Source organism: Burkholderiales bacterium, assembly GCA_023511995.1.
Classification (GTDB): domain Bacteria; phylum Pseudomonadota; class Gammaproteobacteria; order Burkholderiales; family Thiobacteraceae; genus Thiobacter.
The window spans coordinates 21,978-41,528 of record JAIMAL010000022.1; the positions used below are offsets into that span (position 1 = coordinate 21,978).

Below are 19,551 nucleotides of genomic sequence, written 5' to 3' on the forward strand. Positions count from 1 at the left end.
CCGGCGGGAATGCGACATGGTGTCGCAGGAGTTCAGCGGCTGCGGGCGGCAAGCCGTCGCCGATGATGGCGGAAGAGGGTGCGGTCGAGCCAGGTCTGGGTTTCCTCGTCCAGGTAAAGGAGCCGCGCGTGCACGCGATCCTCGCCTGCGGGAAGAATCTCCACCGGCAGTTGCAGCGGCCAGGGAAGCGGGGGCGAAAGATAAAGGGTGAGCACGCCGGTAGTCTGCGGGGCGGGCGCCTTGCCCGTCCAGCTCACGGTGGCGCTGGTGAGGGTGACGGCGACGGGCTCGGGCAGGGGCTGGTGCCGGCGGGCCAGTTCCCCCAGCAGGGTGAGGGCGAGGTCGATCTTGGCTTCCAGGCGCGCCAGGACAGGGTCCATCCCCGCTTCCGGTTCCGTCTCGCGGGTGGGGCATTCGAAGGCGGCCAGGGCCTTGAGCAGCGCCACGTTGCCCCGCATCCATTCCGCCACTTCCTGCGGCGGGAAGCTTTCCCGGGGCGTCCAGCGCAAGGGCAGCGCAAGTTCCAGCGTGACCCCGGAAGCTTCCATGGCGGGCGTCAGCTCAACAGCCGGGTACCCTGCTGCGCCAGGCGTGCCGCCCCGTAGGCCGCCTCGGTGTGGCGCGCGGGCACCACCGGCACGCCCAACAGGCGCGCGCGGATGGCCGTCCACACGGGGTTCTTTGCCCCGCCGCCGGTGGTGAAGACGCGCTTTGGCACGCTTGCGCCCAGTTCCACGAGGCGACGGTATCCCTGCGCCTCGATGCGGGCGATACCTTCCAGCAGGCCGTGGAGGAAGCGCACGTCGTCCTCCGGCCGCGGGCTTAAGCGGGGTGCGAGGGTGGGGTCGTTGATGGGGAACCGCTCCCCCGGGGCCGGCAGGGGATAGTAGTCGAGCCCGCTTGTCGTGGCCGGGTCGATTCGCCGCGACAGTTCGGCAAGCTGCCGGTCATCGAAGAACTGGCGCAACACCGCACCGCCGCTGTTGGAGGCGCCGCCTGCCAGCCAGCGGCTGCCGTAACGGTGACTGTACACGCCGCTTCCTGCATCCTGCACCGGACGGGCGGACAAAAGCTTGATGGCGAGGGTCGAGCCCAGGGAGGTGACGCCATCGCCGATTTCCGCGGCACCCGCTGCCATGAAGGCGGCGATGCTGTCCGTGGTGCCCGCGCGCACCAGGCAGTCGTCCGGGATGTCCAGCTTCACCGCCACTTCCAGGGGCACCATGCCGAGACTCACACCCGGCTCCACCACGCGGGGCAGCAGGGAGGCGATGTGCAGGCTGCGCACCCATTCCGGCCAGCTCAGGTTTTCCACGTCGAAACCCAGCTTGAGGGCGTTGTGGTAGTCGGACAGCCCCGGCCGGCCGGTGAGCATGGCGGCGATCCAGCTTGCCTGGTCGGTGCAGTAGCGGGCGCGGCTGGTGCCCGGCTGGGCCCGCAACCACAGCACCTTGGCCAGGGCCGAGGTGGGCATGGCGGCGATATGGCCAGGGGGCGCGACGGCGCGGATGCGTTCCGCTTCCGCCCGGGCGCGTGCATCGTCGTAGAGCAGCGGCGGGGTGAGGGGCCGGTTGGTGGCGTCCGTCAGCAACACCGTGCCCGAGGTGCCGGCCACGGCAATGGCCCCCAGCCGATGGCGCACGTTCTTGGGCAGATCCGCCACCAGCCAGGCCAGCGCTTTCAGCCAGCTCATCCAGTCGTGGATGTCATAGAGGGCATGGGCTCGCGCCACCACGCGTCCGTTTTGGTCGATGACGCATGCCCGGGCGCCGCTGGTGCCGAAATCCAGGCCCAGGGAGAGGTCGTTGCTCATGGAGGCGGATGTCGTTTTTTATTGAATTTGGTCAGTATACTAGCGCGAACGGGAAAAAGGCGGCAGTCTGGGGCGCAAAAGCCGGGGATCTCAGCCGCGGATGTTGGACTGGGGCGCAAAATCCAGCAAGTCCACCCGGGGGGCGGGCTGCCAGCCCGGCATGCGGTATTCGGCCACCACATTGGTGAAAATCCCGCCGCGCACATAAAACTTGGCGGTCAGACGCATGAAACGCGGCTGGGTGGCCGCCACCAGATCATCCAGGATACGGTTGGTCACCGCCTCGTGAAAATGCCCCTCGTTGCGGAAGGACCAGATATAAAGCTTGAGACTCTTGAGCTCGACACACCTGCGGTCGGGGATGTAGTCAAGGATGAGGGTGGCGAAATCCGGCTGGCCCGTCTTCGGACAAAGACAGGTGAATTCCGGGATTTCCATGTGGATGTGGTAGTCCCGCTCGGGCTTGGGATTGTCGAAGGTTTCCAGGGATTTGGAGGGTTGGCTGGGCATCGCTCGAATCTCGGGGGAATTGGGGTAGAATTATCCCAGATTTGTCATTAGGGCGCGCGAGGATGGCGAGCCGGGTTTCGAGCAGATTCGCGCACGGGCGACGAGCCAAAAGCCCGTGCCTATGGGCGAGGAGCACGGCTGCGAAGATGCCGAAAGACGGCCGCCAGGGCGCGCGCAGGCGGGATTCCTAGCGAGGCAGAGGTTATTTGACTCGCCAAATCGCCAAAGGCACAGGCCGACCTCATGACAAATCTGAGATTATACGTCATTCCGCGGCGACGCCGCAGGCAGGCGGACGCTTCGCCATAAAGGACGGAGCGCACAAGCCTCCGCCCCCAATCGAGAAGAAACATCCGTGCGTCTGACCCACATCAAGCTGGCTGGATTCAAGTCCTTCGTCGATCCCACCACCATTCACGTCCCTGGCCAACTGGTCGGCATCGTCGGTCCCAACGGCTGCGGCAAGTCCAACGTCATCGATGCGGTGCGCTGGGTGCTGGGGGAATCCTCGGCAAAACACCTGCGGGGCGAATCCATGCAGGATGTGCTGTTCAATGGTTCCGGCGGCCGCAAACCGGTCTCCCGCGCCAGCGTCGAGCTCGTCTTCGACAACAGTCTGGGCCGTGCCCATGGTCAGTGGTCGGCCTATGCCGAGATTTCCGTCAAGCGGGTGCTGGAGCGTAACGGCGAATCCAACTACTACATCAACAACATGCACGTCCGCCGCCGCGACGTGATCGACATGTTCCTGGGCACGGGGCTGGGCGCGCGGGCCTACGCCATCATCGAGCAGGGCATGATCTCCCGCGTGGTGGAGGCCAAGCCCGAGGAGCTGCGTATTTTCCTCGAGGAGGCGGCTGGCGTTTCCATCTACAAGGAACGCCGGCGAGAGACGGAGCTGCGGCTCAAAGACACCCGGGAAAACCTGTTGCGGGTGGACGACATCCGCCAGGAGCTCGCCGGCCAGTTGGAAAAACTCACCGCCCAGGCCGAGGTCGCCCGGCGCTATTCCGCCCTCAACGATGCGCTCACCGAGGCGCAGCAGATGCTCTGGTTCCTGCGCAAACAGGAAGCCCACGCCCAGTGGGAGCGCATGCAGCGGGAGGTGACGCGCCTCTTGAATGACCTGGAGGCGGAAACCGCCCGTCTGCGCGAGGCCGAGGCGCGCCTTGCCCAGGCCCGCGCCGCCCACTACGAGGCCGGTGATAGGCTGCACCAGGTGCAGGCGGAGGTTTACGCCGCCAATGCGGAGGTGGCGCGGCTGGAGCAGGAATTGCAGCACCAGCGCGAAAGCCGGACGCGCATGCAGGAACGGCAGCAGCAGTTGGAAGCCCAGCTTGCCCAGGCGGGGGAGGGCGAGGCGCGACTTGCCGGGGAACTCGCCGACTGGCGGGAGAAGCTGGCCGCGGCGAGCGCCGAGGTGGCGCGGGCTCAGGAGGCCGTGGCGCGGGAGCGGGAACGCCTGCCGGCGGCGCGGCAGGCCTTCGAGGCGGCGCAGCGGCGGCATCAGGAGCTGCAACGCAGCCTGACGGAAGCGGAGCAAAGCCGGCGGGTGGAGGAGGCGCATTACGCCCACGCGGAAAAATCCCTGGCACAACTTGCCGCCCGCAGCCAGCGCCTCAAGGAGGAGGCGGCGCGGCTTGTGCGTCCCGACCGGGAGCGGTTGCAAGCGCTCCGCGCGCGGGTGGGGGAGCTCACCGGTACCCTGGAGGCGTTGCGTGGGGTCTATGCCGGTCTGCACCAGCGCCAGCCGGAGCTGGAGCGCGCCCTGCGCGAGGCGCAGCGGCGCCTGCAGGAGAGCGTGCGCGAGCTCGCCTCCCTGGAAGCGCGGCGCCAGGCCTTGGAGCAGATGCAGGCGGCCGCCGACCAGGACGAGCGGCTGGCCGCCTGGCTCGCCCGCCATGGGTTGGCCAGTCTCGCCCGGCTCTGGCAGAAGCTCCACATCGATAACGGCTGGGACGTGGCCCTGGAGGGCGTGCTGCGGGAGCGGGTGCGGGCGGTGGTGGTGGACGACATCGACCGCGCCGCAGACTGGTTTGCCGACCTGCCGCCGGCGGCGGTGGTGCTCGCCGAAGCTGTCGAGGAAGCGGAGATCCCGGCGCCCCGCTCTGATCTCACGCCCCTTGCTGCCTATGTGCGCTGGAAGGGCGAAGGCGGTGGGGTCCTCGCCGAGTGGCTGGCGGGGGTCTACGCCGTGGCCGATTGTGGCGAGGCGCTCCGGTTGCGGGGGCGGCTTGCGCCGGGTGAGGTCATCGTCTGCCAGGCGGGCCACGTCATTGGCCGCCATGGCCTGAGCTTCCACGGCGAGCAGTCGGCCCTGCACGGGGTGCTGCTGCGGCAGCGGGAAATCGAGCTCCTCACCCGGGAGATCGAAAGCCAACGCGCACGCCAAGGGGAGGCGGAGCGGGCGGTGGAGCAGGCGGAGGCCACGCTAACCGCCCACAAGGGGGAGATGGCGGCACACCAGGCCGACATCAGCCGCCAGCAGCAGGAGCTGCACCAACTGCAACTGGAGGTGCAGAAGCTCGCCCAGATGGAAGCCCAGGCCGAACAGCGTTCCAAGGCGATCGAGCAGGAACTGGCGGAAGTGACGGCCGCGTTGGTTCGCGAGGAGGAACAGAAAAAAAACAGTGCCGAAGCCCTGCGGGAGCTGCGCCTCCGAATCGAAACCCTGCTGGAACATCTGGCCGATGCCAAGCATGCGCGCGACGAGGCGGAGGCGGAACTCAACCGCCAGACCCACCGCCTCGCCGAGGCCGAGCGGCTCGCCCAGGAGGCGGTTTTCAACGAGCGAAGTTGTGCCGCCAAGCTGCGGGAGCTGGAAAACCTGCAGCGCCTGTCCCGGGAAAATGCCGAACGGCTGACCGCGGAGCGGGCGCGGCTTGCCCATGAGCTGGCAAGCCTCGACGAAGCCCCGCTGCGCGCCGCCCTCGATGCGGCGCTGGATGCCCGTCGCGGGGCGGAAGCACGGCAGGCCGCGGCCCGGGATGCCCTCAACCAGGCGAGCGAAGCCCTGCGACAGGTGGAGGCGGAGCGCCTGGCCCTGGAGCAGAAACTCAACCCCCTGCGCGACCGCCTCGAGCAGGCGCGCCTGAAGGAACAGGAAGCGCGGCTTAACGACGAACAGGCCGCCCAGCAGCTTGCCGAAGCGGGCGCCGACCTCGACCGGCTTGCCGCCCAGGTGGAAAAAGGAGCCAGGGCCGATCATCTGGCGCGGGAGATTGCGCGGCTCAAGCAGGACATCGAGGCCCTGGGGCCGGTGAACCTCGCCGCGCTGCAGGAGCTGGCATCGGCCAGCGAACGCAAGGCCTACCTGGATACCCAGGCCGCCGATCTCAGCCAGGCGGTGGAGACACTGGAAAGCGCCATCGCCCGCATCGACCGCGAGACCCGGGAACGGCTGCAGCAGACCTATGACACCGTCAATGGCTATTTCCGGGAACTCTTCCCCTCCATCTTCGGCGGCGGGCATGCGGAACTCATCCTCACCGGCGACAACCTGCTGGATGCCGGCGTGCAGATCGTGGCGCAGCCGCCGGGCAAGCGCAACAACAGCCTGCATGTGCTCTCCGGCGGGGAGAAGGCGCTCACCGCGCTGGCGCTGGTGTTCTCCCTGTTCCGCCTCAATCCCGCGCCCTTCTGCCTCCTCGACGAGGTGGATGCGCCGCTGGACGATGCCAACACCTGGCGGTTCTGCGAGCTGGTGCGGCGCATGTCGGAACACACCCAGTTCCTCTTCGTCACCCACAACAAGATCACCATGGAAATGGCGCAGCAATTGATCGGCGTCACCATGCCCGAGCCCGGCGTATCCCGTGTGGTGGCGGTGGACGTGGAGGATGCGATGAAGATGCAGGAAAAGGCCGTTGCCTGACGGGAAGCCCCAATGAACGATCTGCAATTGAGTCTGCTTGGCGTCGGTGTCGTCGTGATCCTCGGCGTCATCGCCTACAACGCCTGGCAGGAGCGCCGTTTCCGCAAGCTCGCCCAGCAGCGTTTCCAGGCCCAGCGCACCGACGTGCTGCTGGGTGATGCGCCGGCGGACGAACGCATCGAACCCACCCTCTCCGCCGGCGAGGCGGATGCGCCGCCGCTGGAGGCGCCGCCCCCCGCTGAGAAGAAACCCGCGGCAGGCGGCGGCGAATGGCCGTCCGAGGTGGACCGGGAGATTTCCTGCGTGGTGCGTCTGACCCTGGCCGAGCCCCAGCCGGCGGCCAGCGTGCGCGCCGCCCTCGCCACCGACATGCCCTGGGACAAGCCCTGCGCCTGGTTCGTGCAGACGCGGGAGGGGCAGTGGGCTGCGCTGCCCGGGGTGGAGGAAGGGGCGACCATCGCCGCCGCGGTGGGTGCGCTTCAGCTTGCCGACCGCGCCGGGGCAGTGCGTCCGGAGACACTGGAGCGGTTTCTGAATCAGGCGCAGGAGGCCGCCGCGCGGCTTCTGGCCGTGGCCCAGTTACCGGAGAAAGCGCCCACCCTGAGGGCGGCGCAGGCGCTGGATGAATTCTGCGCCGATGTGGACGTGCTGGTGGGGGTGAACGTGGTGGCGATGGGGGAAGCGAGTTTCCCCGGCACGAAGCTGCGCGCGCTGGCGGAGGCCGCGGGTCTGCGCCTTGCTGCCGATGGCACCTTCCAGTACCGGGACGAAGCCGGCCACGTCCTCTATGCGCTTGCCAACCAGGAACCCGCCGCCTTCGAGGCGGAGAACATGCGCCAGTTTTCCACCCATGGTGTGACCCTGCTTTTCGATGTGCCCCGCGTGGCGGGTGGGCTGCGCGTCTTCGATCAGATGATGCAGTTCGCCCGGCATCTCGCCGATGCCTTGAAGGGCAGTCTGGTGGATGACAACCTGCGGCCCCTCACCGACGAGGGCGTGGCGAAGATCCGCCAACAGCTTGCCGCCCTCTACGCCAAAATGGAGGCGCGGGGCATTCCGGCAGGCAGCCCGCGGGCGCTGCGGCTTTTCTCCTGAGTGCCCATGGCCGCGCCGCGCGAGGTTGCCGAACGGGTGCGCAAACTGCGGCAGGAAATTGCGCACCACGATTATCTCTATTACGTCCTCAACGCGCCGGAAATCCCCGACGCCGAATACGACCGCCTCTTTCGCGAGCTGCAAGCGCTGGAGGCGCGTTATCCCGAACTGGTCACCCCCGATTCCCCCACCCAGCGGGTGGGGGGCGCGCCCGCCGCGGAATTCCGCGAAATCCGTCACCGGGTGCCCATGCTTTCCCTCAACAACGCCTTCACCGAGGAGGACGTGGCCAATTTCGATCGCCGCGTGCGGGAAGGCCTGGGCCTGGAACGGGTGGAATACAACTGCGAACCCAAGTTCGATGGGCTTGCCATCAGCCTCGTCTATGAAAACGGTGTGCTGGCAAGCGGCGCCACCCGCGGCGATGGCACCACCGGTGAGGACGTGACGGCCAACGTGCGCACCATCGCCGCCATTCCTCTGCGCCTTTACGCCACGCACCCGCCGCGGCTTTTGGAGGTGCGGGGGGAGGTGCTCATGCTGCGGCGGGATTTCGAACAGCTCAACCGGGAACAGCGGGAGAAAGGCGAAAAGGAGTTTGCCAATCCACGCAACGCCGCGGCCGGCTCCCTGCGCCAGCTCGATCCGAAAATCACCGCCTCGCGCAGGCTCACCTTCTTCGCCTACGCCTTAGGCGCCGTGGAAGGGGTGCGCCTGCCGCGCACCCAAAGCGAGGTGCTGGACTGGCTTTCCAGTCTCCATTTTCCCGTTACCAAAGACCGCCGGGTGGTGCGGGGGCTCGACGGTCTTCTTGCCTATTACCGGGAGATGGGCAGCCGGCGGCCGACGCTTCCCTTCGACATCGATGGCGTGGTGTACAAGGTCAACGAGCTTGCGGCGCAGGAGGAGCTGGGCTTCGTCGCCCGCGCACCGCGCTGGGCTATCGCCCACAAGTTCCCGCCGGAGGAGGAGATCACCCAGATCCTCGACATCGATGTGCAGGTGGGGCGCACCGGCGCGCTCACGCCCGTGGCGCGCCTCAAGCCCGTGCAGGTGGGGGGCGTGACCGTCACCAATGCCACCCTGCACAACGAGGACGAAATCCGTCGCAAGGACATCCACATCGGCGACTACGTGATCGTGCGCCGGGCAGGGGATGTGATTCCCGAGGTGGTGAGCGTCGTCAAAGAGCGCCGGCCCAAGGATGCGCGGCCCTTCCGCATGCCCACCCATTGCCCCGTCTGCGGCTCGCGGGTGGTGCGCCTGGAGGGCGAGGCGGTGGCGCGGTGCTCCGGTGGCCTTTACTGTCCCGCGCAACGCAAACAGGCGCTGCTCCATTTCGCCAGTCGGCGCGCCATGGACATCGAGGGGCTGGGCGAGAAACTCGTGGACCAGCTCGTCGACCGCGGCCTGGTGAAGACCCCTGCCGACCTCTACCGCCTCGACCTCGACACCCTTGCCGGCCTCGAGCGCATGGGGGTCAAATCGGCGCAGAATCTCCTCAAGGCCATCGACCGCAGCCGGCACACCACCCTCGACCGCTTCATCTATGCCCTGGGCATCCGCAACGTGGGCGAGGCCACGGCCAAGGACCTCGCCCGCCACTTCGGGGCGCTGGAGCCCCTCATGCAGGCCAGCCAGGAAGACCTCATGCAGGTGCCGGAAGTGGGGCCGGTGGTCGCCGAAAGCATCGTGCAGTTTTTCGCCGAGCCCCACAACCGGCAGGTCATCAATGAGCTGCGTCGCCTGGGCGTGAGCTGGGAGGAAGGCCGGGCCAAAGGCAAAAAGTCGGTTCCTGGCGTAGCGGGCAAGACCTTCGTGCTCACCGGCACGCTGCCCCACTGGACGCGGGAGGAGGCGCGGGAAAAAATCGAAGCCGCCGGCGGCAAGGTGACCAACAGCGTGTCGAGCAGGACCGACTACGTGGTGGTGGGGGCCGACCCCGGCAGCAAACTGGCCAAGGCCACCGAGCTTGGCATCCCCCTTCTTGACGAGGACGGACTTAAGCGCCTCCTCGGCGAGGCGGAATGATCCCGGGAGGCAAAGGACATCTCCCATGAAAAACAGACTCAGCAAGGCAGTGTATCCGGTGGCGGGCATGGGCACCCGCTTTCTGCCGGCCACCAAGGCAAGCCCCAAGGAAATGCTGCCCATCGTGGACAAGCCGCTCATCCAGTATGCAGTGGAGGAGGCCATCGCCGCTGGTCTGACCGAAATGGTGTTCGTCACCGGTCGCGGCAAACGGGCGATCGAGGATCATTTCGACAAGAACTACGAGCTCGAAGCCGAACTTGCCGCCCGCGGCAAGCAAAACGTCCTGGCCACCCTACGGGCCATGCTGCCCGCCAATGTGAGTTGCGTCTACACCCGCCAGCCGGAGGCCCTGGGACTGGGCCATGCCGTGCTCTGTGCGCGGCCGGTGGTGGGAGAGGAACCCTTTGCCGTCATCCTCGCCGATGATCTCATCGACGCCGAGCCCCCGGCGCTTGCCCAGATGGTGGCCCTCTACGAAAGGCACCAGTGCACCATCCTCGGGGTGCAGCAAGTGGACCGGGCGCACACGCGCTTTTACGGGATCGTCGCCAGTGAACCCGTGGGCGAGCGCGTGAGCCGCGTCACCGGTATCGTGGAAAAACCCCGGCCGGAGGAGGCCCCCTCGACCCTGGCCGTGGTGGGCCGCTACATCCTCACCCCCCGCATCTTCGATCTGCTCAAGCAGGTGCAGCCCGGCGCAGGGGGAGAGATTCAGCTCACCGATGCCATCGCCGCCCTCCTTGGCGAGGAGCCCATCCTGGCCTATGAATTCACCGGCACCCGCTACGACTGCGGCAGCAAGCTGGGCTACCTTCGCGCCACCATCGACTATGCTTTGAAACACCCGGAAGTGGGCGAAGCCTTCCGGGACCACCTGCTTCACGTGCAGGACACACTCGTCACCAGATCCTGATCAACCTCCCGGGAGGACATCATGGCTGACAAGCTGCTGATCGTGATGGTCAACACCGACCCGCGCAACCCAGCGGAACTGGGGGCGCCGTTCTTTCAGGCGACCGTGGCGGCGGCCATGGAATACGACGTGGAGATCATCCTTACCGCCGGCGCCGGCGAGCTCGCAAAGCGGGGCGTGGCCGAGCGCATCGAAATCAAGAAGGGCACCGGCAAGACGGTCTACGACTTCATGCGGGATGCCCACGAAGCCGGCGTGCGCTTCAAGGTCTGCACCCCCACGCTGGAGTTATGGGGGGAGGACCTCATTCCCGAAATCGAGGAAACCGTCGGCGGTGCCTATCTCATCCAGCGCGCGATGGAAGACGATACGGTGACTTTCACCTATTGAGCAGGCGACCGGCGTGGGCGGACGAGGGGCAGTCATCTTCCTGCGCCAGCCGGGCGGCCGGAAAGAACGAAAAGGGACAAAACATGCTGGGCGCAGAGAAGGCATGGGCGCTTTTGCAAAACGCAGAGCGCCTCTACAGCCGTGAGGAAGTCAGCGCGGCCATCGAGCGGGTGGCGCGGGAGATCACGGAGAAACTCGGCGGGCGCTATCCCCTGGTGCTGTCGGTGATGGGCGGCGCAGTGGTGTTCAGCGGCCAGCTTCTGCCTCTGCTGCCCTTTCCCCTTGATTTCGACTATGTGCACGCGAGCCGTTACGGCAAGGCCACCCAGGGCAGCGAACTGGTGTGGAAGGTCCTGCCCGGGGAAAGCGTCAAGGGCCGTGTGGTGCTGGTGCTGGATGACATCCTGGATGAGGGCCGCACCCTCGCCGCCATCCGCGACAAGCTAATGGAAATGGGCGCCGCCGAGGTCTATTGCGCCGTGCTCACGGAAAAGGAAACCGGCCGCGACAAACCCCTGCATGCGGATTTCGTCGGCCTGCGCCTGCCCAACCGCTTCGTCTTTGGCTGCGGCATGGATGCCCACGGTGCCTGGCGTAACCTGCCGGAGATCTACGCCATGAAGGAAGGGAGCAGGGATCAGTGATCAGGGATCAGCTGACTGCCGGCTCGTCAATGTTGCGCCGCGGGGTTGGCAGCCCCGCTGATGTCCCGTGGGGGTGGCGGAAAGGCGTAAAATGACGCCCTTCATCCGGAGCCGAAACCATCATGCTCGCCATCATCGGAGGCACGGGCCTCACGCAGCTTGCCAATCTGGAGATCACCCACCGCCAGGTGATCCGCACGCCCTACGGAGAGCCGTCGGGTGCGTTGCTTTTCGGCCGCATCAAGAACGAGGAGGTGGTCTTCCTTGCCCGCCATGGTTACGGTCACACCATCGCGCCCCATGAGGTGAACTACCGCGCCAACATGTGGGCGCTTTTTTCCCGCGGCGTGAAAGACGTGGTGTCCGTCGCCTCCGTGGGCGGCATCCATCCCGACCTCACACCCGGGCGCATCGTCATTCCGGACCAGATCATCGATTACACCTGGGGGCGCAAGAACACCTACCGGGAAGGCAACGAGACGCCGGTGGTCCACCTGGATTTCACCGAGCCCTATTGCGAAGCCATGCGGCAACTGTGCATGCGCGCGGCGGAGGCGGCGGGGGAGGACTATGTCGCCGGCGGCGTGTACGCCTGCACGCAGGGCCCGCGGCTGGAAACCAAGGCGGAGATTGACCGGCTGGAGCGGGATGGCGCCACCATGGTGGGCATGACCGGCATGCCCGAGGCGATTCTGGCCCGGGAGCTGGGGCTGTGCTATGCCCATCTGGGGGTGGTGGCCAACCATGCGGCGGGGCGGGGCGCCAGCGCCCGCGGCATCCGCCTCACCGATGTGGAAAGCGTGCTCAAGGATGCCATGCAGCGGGTGCGCGTCATCCTGGAGCACCTCGTCGCCCTGCACGGGAGCTGACCATGGCGGTGCGGGAAATTCTGCGCATGGGGGATCCGCGGCTGCTGCGTGTCTCCGACCCGGTGCAATGGTTCGATACGCCGGAACTGGCCGCCCTCATCCAGGACATGCACGACACCATGGTGGCCCACGACGGCGCAGGACTGGCCGCGCCCCAGATCGGCGTGCCGCTGCAGGTGGTCATCTTTGGCGTGAAGCGCAACCCCCGCTATCCCGACGCCCCCGAGGTGCCCTATACCGTGCTCATCAACCCCACCCTCACCCCCCTTGACGAGGAAATGGAAGAGGGGTGGGAAGGCTGCCTGTCCGTGCCCGGCCTGCGCGGCGTGGTGCCGCGCTACAAGCGTCTGCGCTACCAGGGGTTCGATGCCCAGGGCAACGCCATCGATCGTACGGTGGAAGGGTTCCATGCGCGCGTCGTGCAGCATGAGGTGGACCACCTCTACGGCATCCTCTACCCCATGCGCATGAAAGACATGCGCAGGTTCGGCTTCACCGACGTGCTCTTTCCCGGCCAGACGCTTCAGGACGAATAATGCCCCGCCCCGCCGTATTCCTCGACCGCGACGGCACCCTCAACGTGGAAAAGGAATATCTCCACCGTTGGGAGGACTGGGAATGGATTCCCGGTGCCATCGAGGCCATCCGGCGCCTGAACGAAAGCGGCTATCTTGTCATCGTCACCACCAATCAGTCCGGCATTGCCCGCGGTTACTACAGCGAGGCCGACGTCCAGCGCCTGCACCGGCAGGTGGACGAAGACCTCGCCCGCCACGGCGCCCGCATCGATGCCTACTACTTTTGCCCCCACCACCCCCAATACGGCGGGACACGGGACTGTGACTGCCGCAAACCCGAGCCCGGCATGCTGCTTGCCGCCGCGCGGGAATACGACATCGACCTTGAGCGTTCGTTCATGATCGGCGACAAGGCGGCGGACGTGGAAGCCGCCCTCGCCGTGGGCGTGACCCCCATCCTGGTCCTCACCGGCTACGGCGTGGAGGAGCAGAAAGACATCCCCCCCGCCACCTTCATCGCCCAGGACGTGGCCCGGGCCGTGGACTGGATCCTCGGCTGAGCGTAGCCTCCCCCGCAACCCTCAAGCCCGGCCGCGCGCCGCCGATAATCCCCGTAGCAAAGTCCAGGACCACGTTTCCGCCCCCTTGCCGCTGCGGCAATTTTTGCCGGGAGTGAGGACGCCAACAGCGAGAGATGTCGGCGACAAAGACTTGCCATGGGTGGAACAGGATTTGCAAGCTAAGCGTCGACCGGCCCGCGGTCGCGACGTCACTTGTCGCATGAATGGGCAGTGTTGGAGACCGGCGGCGTCCTCAAGGACAGTGGAGAGCATGAACCCTGAAAAAGACACGTTTGTCACCCAACCGTTCCTCCCGCCCTTGGAGGAATTCATTCCCTATTTGCAGAAGATATGGGATAGCCGGGTGCTCACTAACCTGGGGCCTTTTCATCGCGAGTTCGAGACCAAACTTTGCGCGTATTTGGGTATTGAACACGTCAACCTGTTCGCCAACGGCACCATTGCCTTGATCGTCGCCTTGCAGGCCCTCCGAGTCACCGGGGAGGTGATCACCACCCCATTTTCCTTTGTTGCAACGGCACATGCCCTTCTCTGGAACGGGATACGCCCCCGCTTTGTGGACATCGATCCTTTGACGTTGAATCTCGACCCGACAAAGATTGAAGCGGCCATTACGCCTCAAACCACTGCGATTCTTGCTGTGCATTGCTACGGCCGCCCCTGCAAAGTTGAGGCCATTCAGAGGATTGCCGACATATACAACCTGAAAGTGATTTATGATGCGGCGCATGCATTTGGTGTCCAAGACAGCCAGGGCAGCATCTTGCGCCATGGCGATCTCTCTGTGCTTAGTTTTCACGCGACAAAAGTATTCAATACCTTTGAGGGAGGGGCGATTGTCTGTCACGATCCCAAGATGAAACAGCGTATAGATTACCTGAAAAATTTTGGCTTCGCAGACGAGGTGACGGTAGTCGCTCCGGGAATCAACGGCAAGATGAGCGAATTCAACGCCGCCCTCGGCGTTCTGCAACTGGCCTATGTGGACAAGGCCATTGCGCAGCGCGCGGAGATTGATCGCATGTATCGTTCCCTGCTCGGGGCGGTAAACGGTATCCGTTGCCTGGGCTACGAAGAAGGCATCACACCCAATTTTGCTTATTTTCCAGTTCTGGTTGAAGATCAATATCCGCTGACGCGCGATATGCTGTATCAGAAACTTAAGCAGCACAGAATCCACCCCAGGCGTTACTTCTATCCGCTCATCAGTAACTTTCCAATGTACAGGTCACTGCCTTCTGCGGGGCGAGACAATCTTCCAGTGGCCAATGCGATAGCGGAGCGGGTGCTGTGCCTTCCGATTTACCCCGGTCTGGAGAAGGAGGAAGTCAAATTTATTGCCTCGCTCATCGCGCAAGAGCAATGATGGCTCGGTGTCAAGACCATGATGTAAGGTCATTGGGCAGTCTGCGTAGTACAGCTGTCGTTGCATATTTTGGAAGTGTGCCTTGTGCCAAGATTGCGTAACGATTCGAGCTTGCTGCGGGGATGTTCGGCATTTGCGTTGGCTAAGGTATATGTAGCGTAAAAAGTGCGACGGCTGTTCGCTCAGTACAATTATTTAAATAGAGTGACGAAGTTGGGCGCTGTCTATGACGACGTGGGCCGCTGCGTGTCGTTCAAGGTGAGGAGCGCCCCAGATGAAATCTGGGGCGTCCATCCCAGATGCTGCCCAATTGAGACAGGAGGAATAGAAATATGCTGACACGGGAACAGATTATTGCACTTGGGTTCGCCGAGGTCGGAGAAGATGTACAAATCTCGGAATGGGCGCGATTTTATGGCGCAAGTCGTATTCGCATCGGTAATCATGTTCGCATTGACGACTTCTGTATTCTGTCTGCGGGTGAGGGGGGCATAGTGATTGGTAACCATGTGCATATCGCGCCATTCTGCTCACTTATAGGACAGGGACGTATTGAATTGAGTGACTTTGCCGGCTTGTCCTCTCGAGTTGCAATTTACTCGAGTAGTGATGATTACTCAGGGATGTCACTGACTAACCCTACGGTCCCCCCGGAGTTGAGGAATGTGCAACACGCGCCGGTTTTTCTGGGGCGTCATGTTATTGTGGGTAGTGGAACGGTGATTCTTCCCGGTGTCACGCTTGAAGAGGGTGTGGCAGTGGGTGCGCTGAGTCTGATACAAAAGAACTGTTCTGCGTTTGGGGTGTACTTTGGTGCACCTGCGCGACGGGTGAGTGACCGCAGTCGCAAACTGTTGGAACTGGAGGCAAAGGTGGGGTCTTACGGCCGGGGGACGGCGGAAGGGAAGGCATCGTGAGCGGACCGCTTTATCTCAACATCGGCTGTGGCAAGGTCAAACTTCCGGGCTTTGTCAATATCGACCTCGAGCCGGGAGCCGATGTCGTTTGCGATGTGACGCGGGGGTTGCCCTACGAGGACGGAACAGTCGATGGTATCTACAGCGAACATTTCATTGAGCACCTGTCGCAAAAGGACATCATTTCTTTCTTCCGCGAATGCAGACGCGTGCTGAAGCCGGGGGGACGTGTCCGCGTTGCGACACCCGACCTCGATGTGATCGTACGCAGATATGCCGAGCACGATTGGCGTCAACCGTGGCTGCAGAAATATGGCTATGATTGGATTCGCAATCGTGCTGAGTATCTTAACATCGCATTGCGCGCCTGGGGCCATGCCTGGGTCGTGAATGAAGAAGAACTCGCACGTTTGGCGGCGCTGGCGGGACTAGAGGACCCTGTTCGCTGCATGTTGAACGAGAGCCAGGACGAAATGTTTTGCGGCCTTGAAACCCGGGTCGAATCCACACTGATCATGGAATTCCGGAAACGGAGAGAGAGGTTCGGTGAACAGCCCCTTGTGTCTATCGTCATACCGGCATTCCGCTCCGAGTTTCTTGACGAATGTCTCCAGAGTGCGCTGGCGCAGACCTACGAAAACATCGAGATTCTGGTCCTTGACGATAGCGCATCGCCAAAGGTGGAAAAGATCACGGCCGCGTATAGCCGGTGCGATCAGCGGGTCGTCTACTATCGGAACGAGCCCCCGTTGGGCGAGGCAGCCAATCTGACAAAGGGCATCCGGCTCGCGCGCGGTGAGTTCATCAAACCCCTCTACGATGACGATACCCTTGCGCCGGATGCGGTTGCCCGATTACTGGCTGCGCTTCGTGCCACACCGGAGGCGCGGCTTGCAGCCGGTCGTCGAGTGCCGATCAATGAAGGCGGCGTCGAGCTGGAGCCGGGTGTGTTGGGGGTTGCGTTGGCGGACGTGGACGGCCGCCTCCGTGGCACGGCCGTTATCGGTCGGATCCTGTCCAGCGGCGTCAATATGCTCGGCGAGCCCACCTGCATGCTGTTCCGCCGCGCTGACGCCGTGGCAATCGACGAGCCCAACGTCATGTCGCTGTTCGGCCGTCTTTGCGTCGGTATCGGCGATGTGTGCCTAGCCCTCCACCTGCTTTCGCGTGGCGATCTCGCCTACGTGGCCGAACCAGTTGCCAGATTCCGCCTCCACCCGGGGCAGACACAACGTCGGCCGATGGTGCGTACTGCGGTACAGGCCACGTGGGCCTATGTTCGGGAGCAAGCGGTTCGTCTTGGCTTCCCTCTGTCTGGGCCGGAAATGGCGCAGCCAACACACCACCGGGAGCGTTCTTGTGCCACGGACACCGAATCGCGCGAAGCTTATCGTGTCTGGCGCTCGAAACGAACCCTGACCGAGGTGGATGCGGAGGTCTTTGCCGAGCGGATGATGTTGAAGTGGGGGCAGCGGCCGGCCTTCGTGTGTGTGCTGGTGCTCGAGCCGGGGCAGGAGGCGCTGCTGGCGGATACCATCGATTCCCTGGCGGCCCAGTTCTACCGCGACTGGCGGCTAGTGGTGGTGGCGCCGTTTCCGGCGCCGGATCCTGCCTTCAACGAGGTGGAACAACTCTTCTGGATCGAGGCGGACTCGCCGGAGGCCAAGGTGGAGGCCATCAACGGCGTGGCCGCTTCGGTGGGCACGCACTGGTTGTGGTTCCTGCCGCCGGGTTCGCGCCTGGAGCCTCACACTTTTCTGCGCTTCGGCGATTACATCGATCTCCGGCCGGACTGGCGCCTGATCTATGCGGACGACGACCGGCTGATGGCGGACGGAGAGTTCGGGGAACCCCGCTTCAAGCCGGACTTCAACCTCGATCTGGCGCGCTCCATGGATTATTTCGGCCCCGTGCTCGTGCGCGCGGATGCGCTGCTCACAGCCGGTGGGGCTTCCCTTTTGCAAGGGGCGGAGACCTACGACGTGACCCTGCGTCTCCTCGATGCCTTTGGTGAGGGGGCAATCGGCCACGTGGCGGATGTGCTGGTCCATCTTCCCCGGGCCCACGCCGCGTCAGCCAACGAGGAAGCCGCGCGTCTTGCGGTGGCCATGCATCTCGAGCGCCGGGGCGTGAAGGCCACGGTGGAGGCCGGCTATGCTGCGGGCACCCATCGGGTGATCTACGCGCGGCAGTGGGATCCGCTGGTCACGATTATCATTCCCAACCGTGACAAATATGAATTCCTGCAGCCCTGTGTGGAAAGCCTCCTGGAGAAGACCGCCTATCCCCATTACGAAATCCTGATCGTGGATAACCGCAGCACGGACCCCGACGTGCTCGACTACTATGGGCAACTGCAGGCCCGCTATCCGGAGCGCATCCGCATCCTGCGCTATGACGCGGAGTTCAATTTCTCCGCCATGAACAACCTGGCGGCACGGGAGGCGCGGGGCGAATATCTGCTTCTGCTCAACAACGATACCCAGATCGTCCAGGCCGAGTGGCTGGAGCGCTTGCTCCAGCACGGCCAGCGCCCGGAAGTGGGCGTGGTGGGGGCGCGGTGTGTCTATCCGGAGACGGGCAAGTTGCAGCACGCCGGGGTGGTGCTGGGGCTGACGAGTCTTGCAGACCATCCCTTTAATGGCCAACTGGGGCTGGATGAACCGGGGTACATGAACCGTGCCCAGGTGGATCAGAACTACTCCGCCGTCACCGCTGCCTGCATGCTGGTGCGCAAGGCGGTCTATTTCCAGGTGGGCGGGTTTGACGAAATCGAGCTCCCCGTGCTGTTCAACGACGTGGACCTTTGCCTGAAAGTGGGCAAGGCCGGTTACAAAGTGGTGTGGACACCCTATGCCACGGTGGTGCATCACGGCTCGACGAGCCTCAAGGGTGAGGCCGTCGATCTCATGAAACTCGCCTTGGGGCAGGAGCGGGCAAAGCGCGAGCGGGCAGCCATGATGGCGCGCTGGATGCCGATGCTCGCCCGTGACCCGGCCTACAATCCCCACCTCAGCCTGCGGCGACCGGGTTACCAGGTGGAGACCTCCATCGTCATCGACTGGGATGTGAACTTCCACGACCGCCCCCGGCTGCTGGGCCTGCCGTTGACGATGTTCGTCGACGCGGAGGGCGTGCTGCGCGGGCAGCACGTCGGCGTCCTTACCGAGGAGATCCTGGTAAAGAAGCTCGGCGAGGCCGGCTTCTCCGTGGCGAGGGAGCCTCAGCCGTGATCGAAGTCGGCGGTGTGAGCGTGCTGGTGGCGTTCCTAGCGGGGCTAGTGTCCTGCCTCTCGCCCTGCGTGCTGCCGCTGGCGCCAGTTTACGCAGGCAACCTGGCCAGTGGCTCCCTATCGGCGACCTGTGCCGCGAGCCGGCGGGCGCCGGTGCTGCACGCGGTCGCCTTCATGGCCGGGTTCACGCTGATGTTCACCGCGCTGGGGGTATCGGTTGGGCTGGCCGGGTACATCCTGCGCGACCAACTCTCGCTGCTCCAGAAGGCCGGCGGCGTGTTTCTGATTGTGCTGGGACTGCACATGAGCCGGCTCATCGAGATTCCGGCATTCTACCGCGGCCTCGGCGCCACCTGGGAGGCGCGGGCCGGCAATCCATACCTGCGCTCCTTCCTCGTCGGTAGCTCGATCTCCGCCGGCTGGCTGCCCTGCATCGGCCCCACGCTGGGCACGATCCTGACGCTGGCGATCACCTCGGGCACCGTCGTGCAAGGGGGTGTGCTGCTGCTGGTGTACTCGCTGGGCTTGGCTGTCCCGTTCGTCGCCTTCGGCGCGACGCTGGCCCGCACGCCGGGCCTGCTGCGCTGGCTGAACCGGCACCATGACGCGGTCCGCTTCGTCGCGGGCGTCACGCTGATCGTGATGGGCATCGTCCTCTTCACGGGCACGCTGCAGCGGCTGAACGGCTATTTCCGCTTCTCGAGTGCAGGTCTGGGAGCGCAGATCTAGCCGGTAGGTTGGCAATGGCCCGCCGGCGACAAATGGAGGTGATGAGATGGACAGGCGTCGCATGAT

The 19,551-nt window shown here is 64.6% G+C and carries 16 protein-coding genes; 13 read left to right on the plus strand and 3 right to left on the minus strand.

Annotation, left to right across the window (positions count from 1 at the left end):
- Nucleotides 1-32: 32 nt before the first annotated feature.
- The 3 genes from K6T56_10760 to queF all read right to left on the minus strand — a co-directional run bounded on the left by K6T56_10760 (nucleotide 33) and on the right by queF (nucleotide 2,323).
- The gene (locus tag K6T56_10760; GenBank protein ID MCL6556832.1) at nucleotides 33-548 is read right to left on the minus strand and encodes a PilZ domain-containing protein; all 516 of its coding nucleotides are present in this window, start codon (nucleotides 546-548) and stop codon (nucleotides 33-35) included.
- An 8-nt stretch (nucleotides 549-556) separates the two neighbouring features.
- Nucleotides 557-1,813 carry an FGGY-family carbohydrate kinase gene (locus tag K6T56_10765; GenBank protein ID MCL6556833.1) on the minus strand — a complete coding sequence of 419 codons (1,257 nt, stop codon included), beginning with the start codon at nucleotides 1,811-1,813 and terminating at the stop codon, nucleotides 557-559.
- A 90-nt stretch (nucleotides 1,814-1,903) separates the two neighbouring features.
- Nucleotides 1,904-2,323, minus strand: coding sequence for a preQ(1) synthase (gene queF / locus K6T56_10770; GenBank protein MCL6556834.1), 420 nt, complete (start codon nucleotides 2,321-2,323; stop codon nucleotides 1,904-1,906).
- 355 nt (nucleotides 2,324-2,678) lie between these two features.
- On the opposite strand from queF, the gene smc reads away from it, so the two are divergent.
- The 13 genes from smc (at nucleotide 2,679) to K6T56_10835 (ending at nucleotide 19,485) form a co-directional block, all read left to right on the plus strand.
- Complete coding sequence (gene smc, locus K6T56_10775) at nucleotides 2,679-6,197, plus strand: chromosome segregation protein SMC (GenBank protein ID MCL6556835.1); 3,519 nt, start codon at nucleotides 2,679-2,681, stop codon at nucleotides 6,195-6,197.
- A gap of 12 nt (nucleotides 6,198-6,209) precedes the next feature.
- The gene (locus K6T56_10780; protein ID MCL6556836.1) at nucleotides 6,210-7,292 is read left to right on the plus strand and encodes a cell division protein ZipA C-terminal FtsZ-binding domain-containing protein; all 1,083 of its coding nucleotides are present in this window, start codon (nucleotides 6,210-6,212) and stop codon (nucleotides 7,290-7,292) included.
- Between the two features lie 6 nt (nucleotides 7,293-7,298).
- The gene (ligA, locus tag K6T56_10785; GenBank protein MCL6556837.1) at nucleotides 7,299-9,323 is read left to right on the plus strand and encodes an NAD-dependent DNA ligase LigA; all 2,025 of its coding nucleotides are present in this window, start codon (nucleotides 7,299-7,301) and stop codon (nucleotides 9,321-9,323) included.
- Nucleotides 9,324-9,348: 25 nt separating this feature from the next.
- Entirely contained in the window at nucleotides 9,349-10,239 is an 891-nt protein-coding gene (gene galU / locus K6T56_10790; protein MCL6556838.1) for a UTP--glucose-1-phosphate uridylyltransferase GalU, read from the plus strand.
- Between the two features lie 21 nt (nucleotides 10,240-10,260).
- Nucleotides 10,261-10,629, plus strand: a complete 369-nt coding sequence (locus tag K6T56_10795; protein ID MCL6556839.1) for a DsrE/DsrF/DrsH-like family protein — start codon at nucleotides 10,261-10,263, stop codon at nucleotides 10,627-10,629.
- Nucleotides 10,630-10,712: 83 nt separating this feature from the next.
- Nucleotides 10,713-11,273: a hypoxanthine-guanine phosphoribosyltransferase gene (locus K6T56_10800; protein ID MCL6556840.1), complete on the plus strand. Its 561-nt coding sequence runs from the start codon at nucleotides 10,713-10,715 to the stop codon at nucleotides 11,271-11,273.
- Nucleotides 11,274-11,395: 122 nt separating this feature from the next.
- Nucleotides 11,396-12,142 carry an S-methyl-5'-thioinosine phosphorylase gene (locus tag K6T56_10805; GenBank protein ID MCL6556841.1) on the plus strand — a complete coding sequence of 249 codons (747 nt, stop codon included), beginning with the start codon at nucleotides 11,396-11,398 and terminating at the stop codon, nucleotides 12,140-12,142.
- A gap of 2 nt (nucleotides 12,143-12,144) precedes the next feature.
- A complete protein-coding gene (gene def / locus K6T56_10810) occupies nucleotides 12,145-12,678 on the plus strand; it encodes a peptide deformylase (GenBank protein MCL6556842.1) in 534 nt (177 codons plus the stop codon).
- Complete coding sequence (gene gmhB / locus K6T56_10815) at nucleotides 12,678-13,220, plus strand: D-glycero-beta-D-manno-heptose 1,7-bisphosphate 7-phosphatase (GenBank protein ID MCL6556843.1); 543 nt, start codon at nucleotides 12,678-12,680, stop codon at nucleotides 13,218-13,220. The genes def and gmhB overlap by 1 nt, the downstream gene beginning before the upstream one ends.
- 271 nt (nucleotides 13,221-13,491) lie before the next feature.
- Nucleotides 13,492-14,607 carry a DegT/DnrJ/EryC1/StrS family aminotransferase gene (locus tag K6T56_10820; protein MCL6556844.1) on the plus strand — a complete coding sequence of 372 codons (1,116 nt, stop codon included), beginning with the start codon at nucleotides 13,492-13,494 and terminating at the stop codon, nucleotides 14,605-14,607.
- A 332-nt stretch (nucleotides 14,608-14,939) separates the two neighbouring features.
- Entirely contained in the window at nucleotides 14,940-15,524 is a 585-nt protein-coding gene (locus K6T56_10825; protein MCL6556845.1) for an acyltransferase, read from the plus strand.
- Nucleotides 15,521-18,757: a glycosyltransferase gene (locus K6T56_10830; GenBank protein MCL6556846.1), complete on the plus strand. Its 3,237-nt coding sequence runs from the start codon at nucleotides 15,521-15,523 to the stop codon at nucleotides 18,755-18,757. The genes K6T56_10825 and K6T56_10830 overlap by 4 nt, the downstream gene beginning before the upstream one ends.
- Complete coding sequence (locus tag K6T56_10835) at nucleotides 18,754-19,485, plus strand: cytochrome c biogenesis protein CcdA (GenBank protein ID MCL6556847.1); 732 nt, start codon at nucleotides 18,754-18,756, stop codon at nucleotides 19,483-19,485. The genes K6T56_10830 and K6T56_10835 overlap by 4 nt, the downstream gene beginning before the upstream one ends.
- The last annotated feature ends 66 nt before the right edge of the window (nucleotides 19,486-19,551 follow it).

Bases quoted from the DNA above. Each gene is read 5' to 3' on its own strand.
- K6T56_10820 (MCL6556844.1), top strand. From the start codon at position 13,492: ATGAACCCTGAAAAAGACACGTTTGTCACCCAACCGTTCCTCCCGCCC.
- K6T56_10800 (MCL6556840.1), top strand. From the start codon at position 10,713: ATGCTGGGCGCAGAGAAGGCATGGGCGCTTTTGCAAAACGCAGAGCGC.
- def (MCL6556842.1), top strand. From the start codon at position 12,145: ATGGCGGTGCGGGAAATTCTGCGCATGGGGGATCCGCGGCTGCTGCGT.
- K6T56_10795 (MCL6556839.1), top strand. From the start codon at position 10,261: ATGGCTGACAAGCTGCTGATCGTGATGGTCAACACCGACCCGCGCAAC.
- galU (MCL6556838.1), top strand. From the start codon at position 9,349: ATGAAAAACAGACTCAGCAAGGCAGTGTATCCGGTGGCGGGCATGGGC.
- K6T56_10805 (MCL6556841.1), top strand. From the start codon at position 11,396: ATGCTCGCCATCATCGGAGGCACGGGCCTCACGCAGCTTGCCAATCTG.
- gmhB (MCL6556843.1), top strand. From the start codon at position 12,678: ATGCCCCGCCCCGCCGTATTCCTCGACCGCGACGGCACCCTCAACGTG.
- K6T56_10760 (MCL6556832.1), bottom strand. From the start codon at position 548: ATGGAAGCTTCCGGGGTCACGCTGGAACTTGCGCTGCCCTTGCGCTGG.
- K6T56_10765 (MCL6556833.1), bottom strand. From the start codon at position 1,813: ATGAGCAACGACCTCTCCCTGGGCCTGGATTTCGGCACCAGCGGCGCC.
- K6T56_10825 (MCL6556845.1), top strand. From the start codon at position 14,940: ATGCTGACACGGGAACAGATTATTGCACTTGGGTTCGCCGAGGTCGGA.
- queF (MCL6556834.1), bottom strand. From the start codon at position 2,323: ATGCCCAGCCAACCCTCCAAATCCCTGGAAACCTTCGACAATCCCAAG.
- K6T56_10780 (MCL6556836.1), top strand. From the start codon at position 6,210: ATGAACGATCTGCAATTGAGTCTGCTTGGCGTCGGTGTCGTCGTGATC.
- ligA (MCL6556837.1), top strand. From the start codon at position 7,299: ATGGCCGCGCCGCGCGAGGTTGCCGAACGGGTGCGCAAACTGCGGCAG.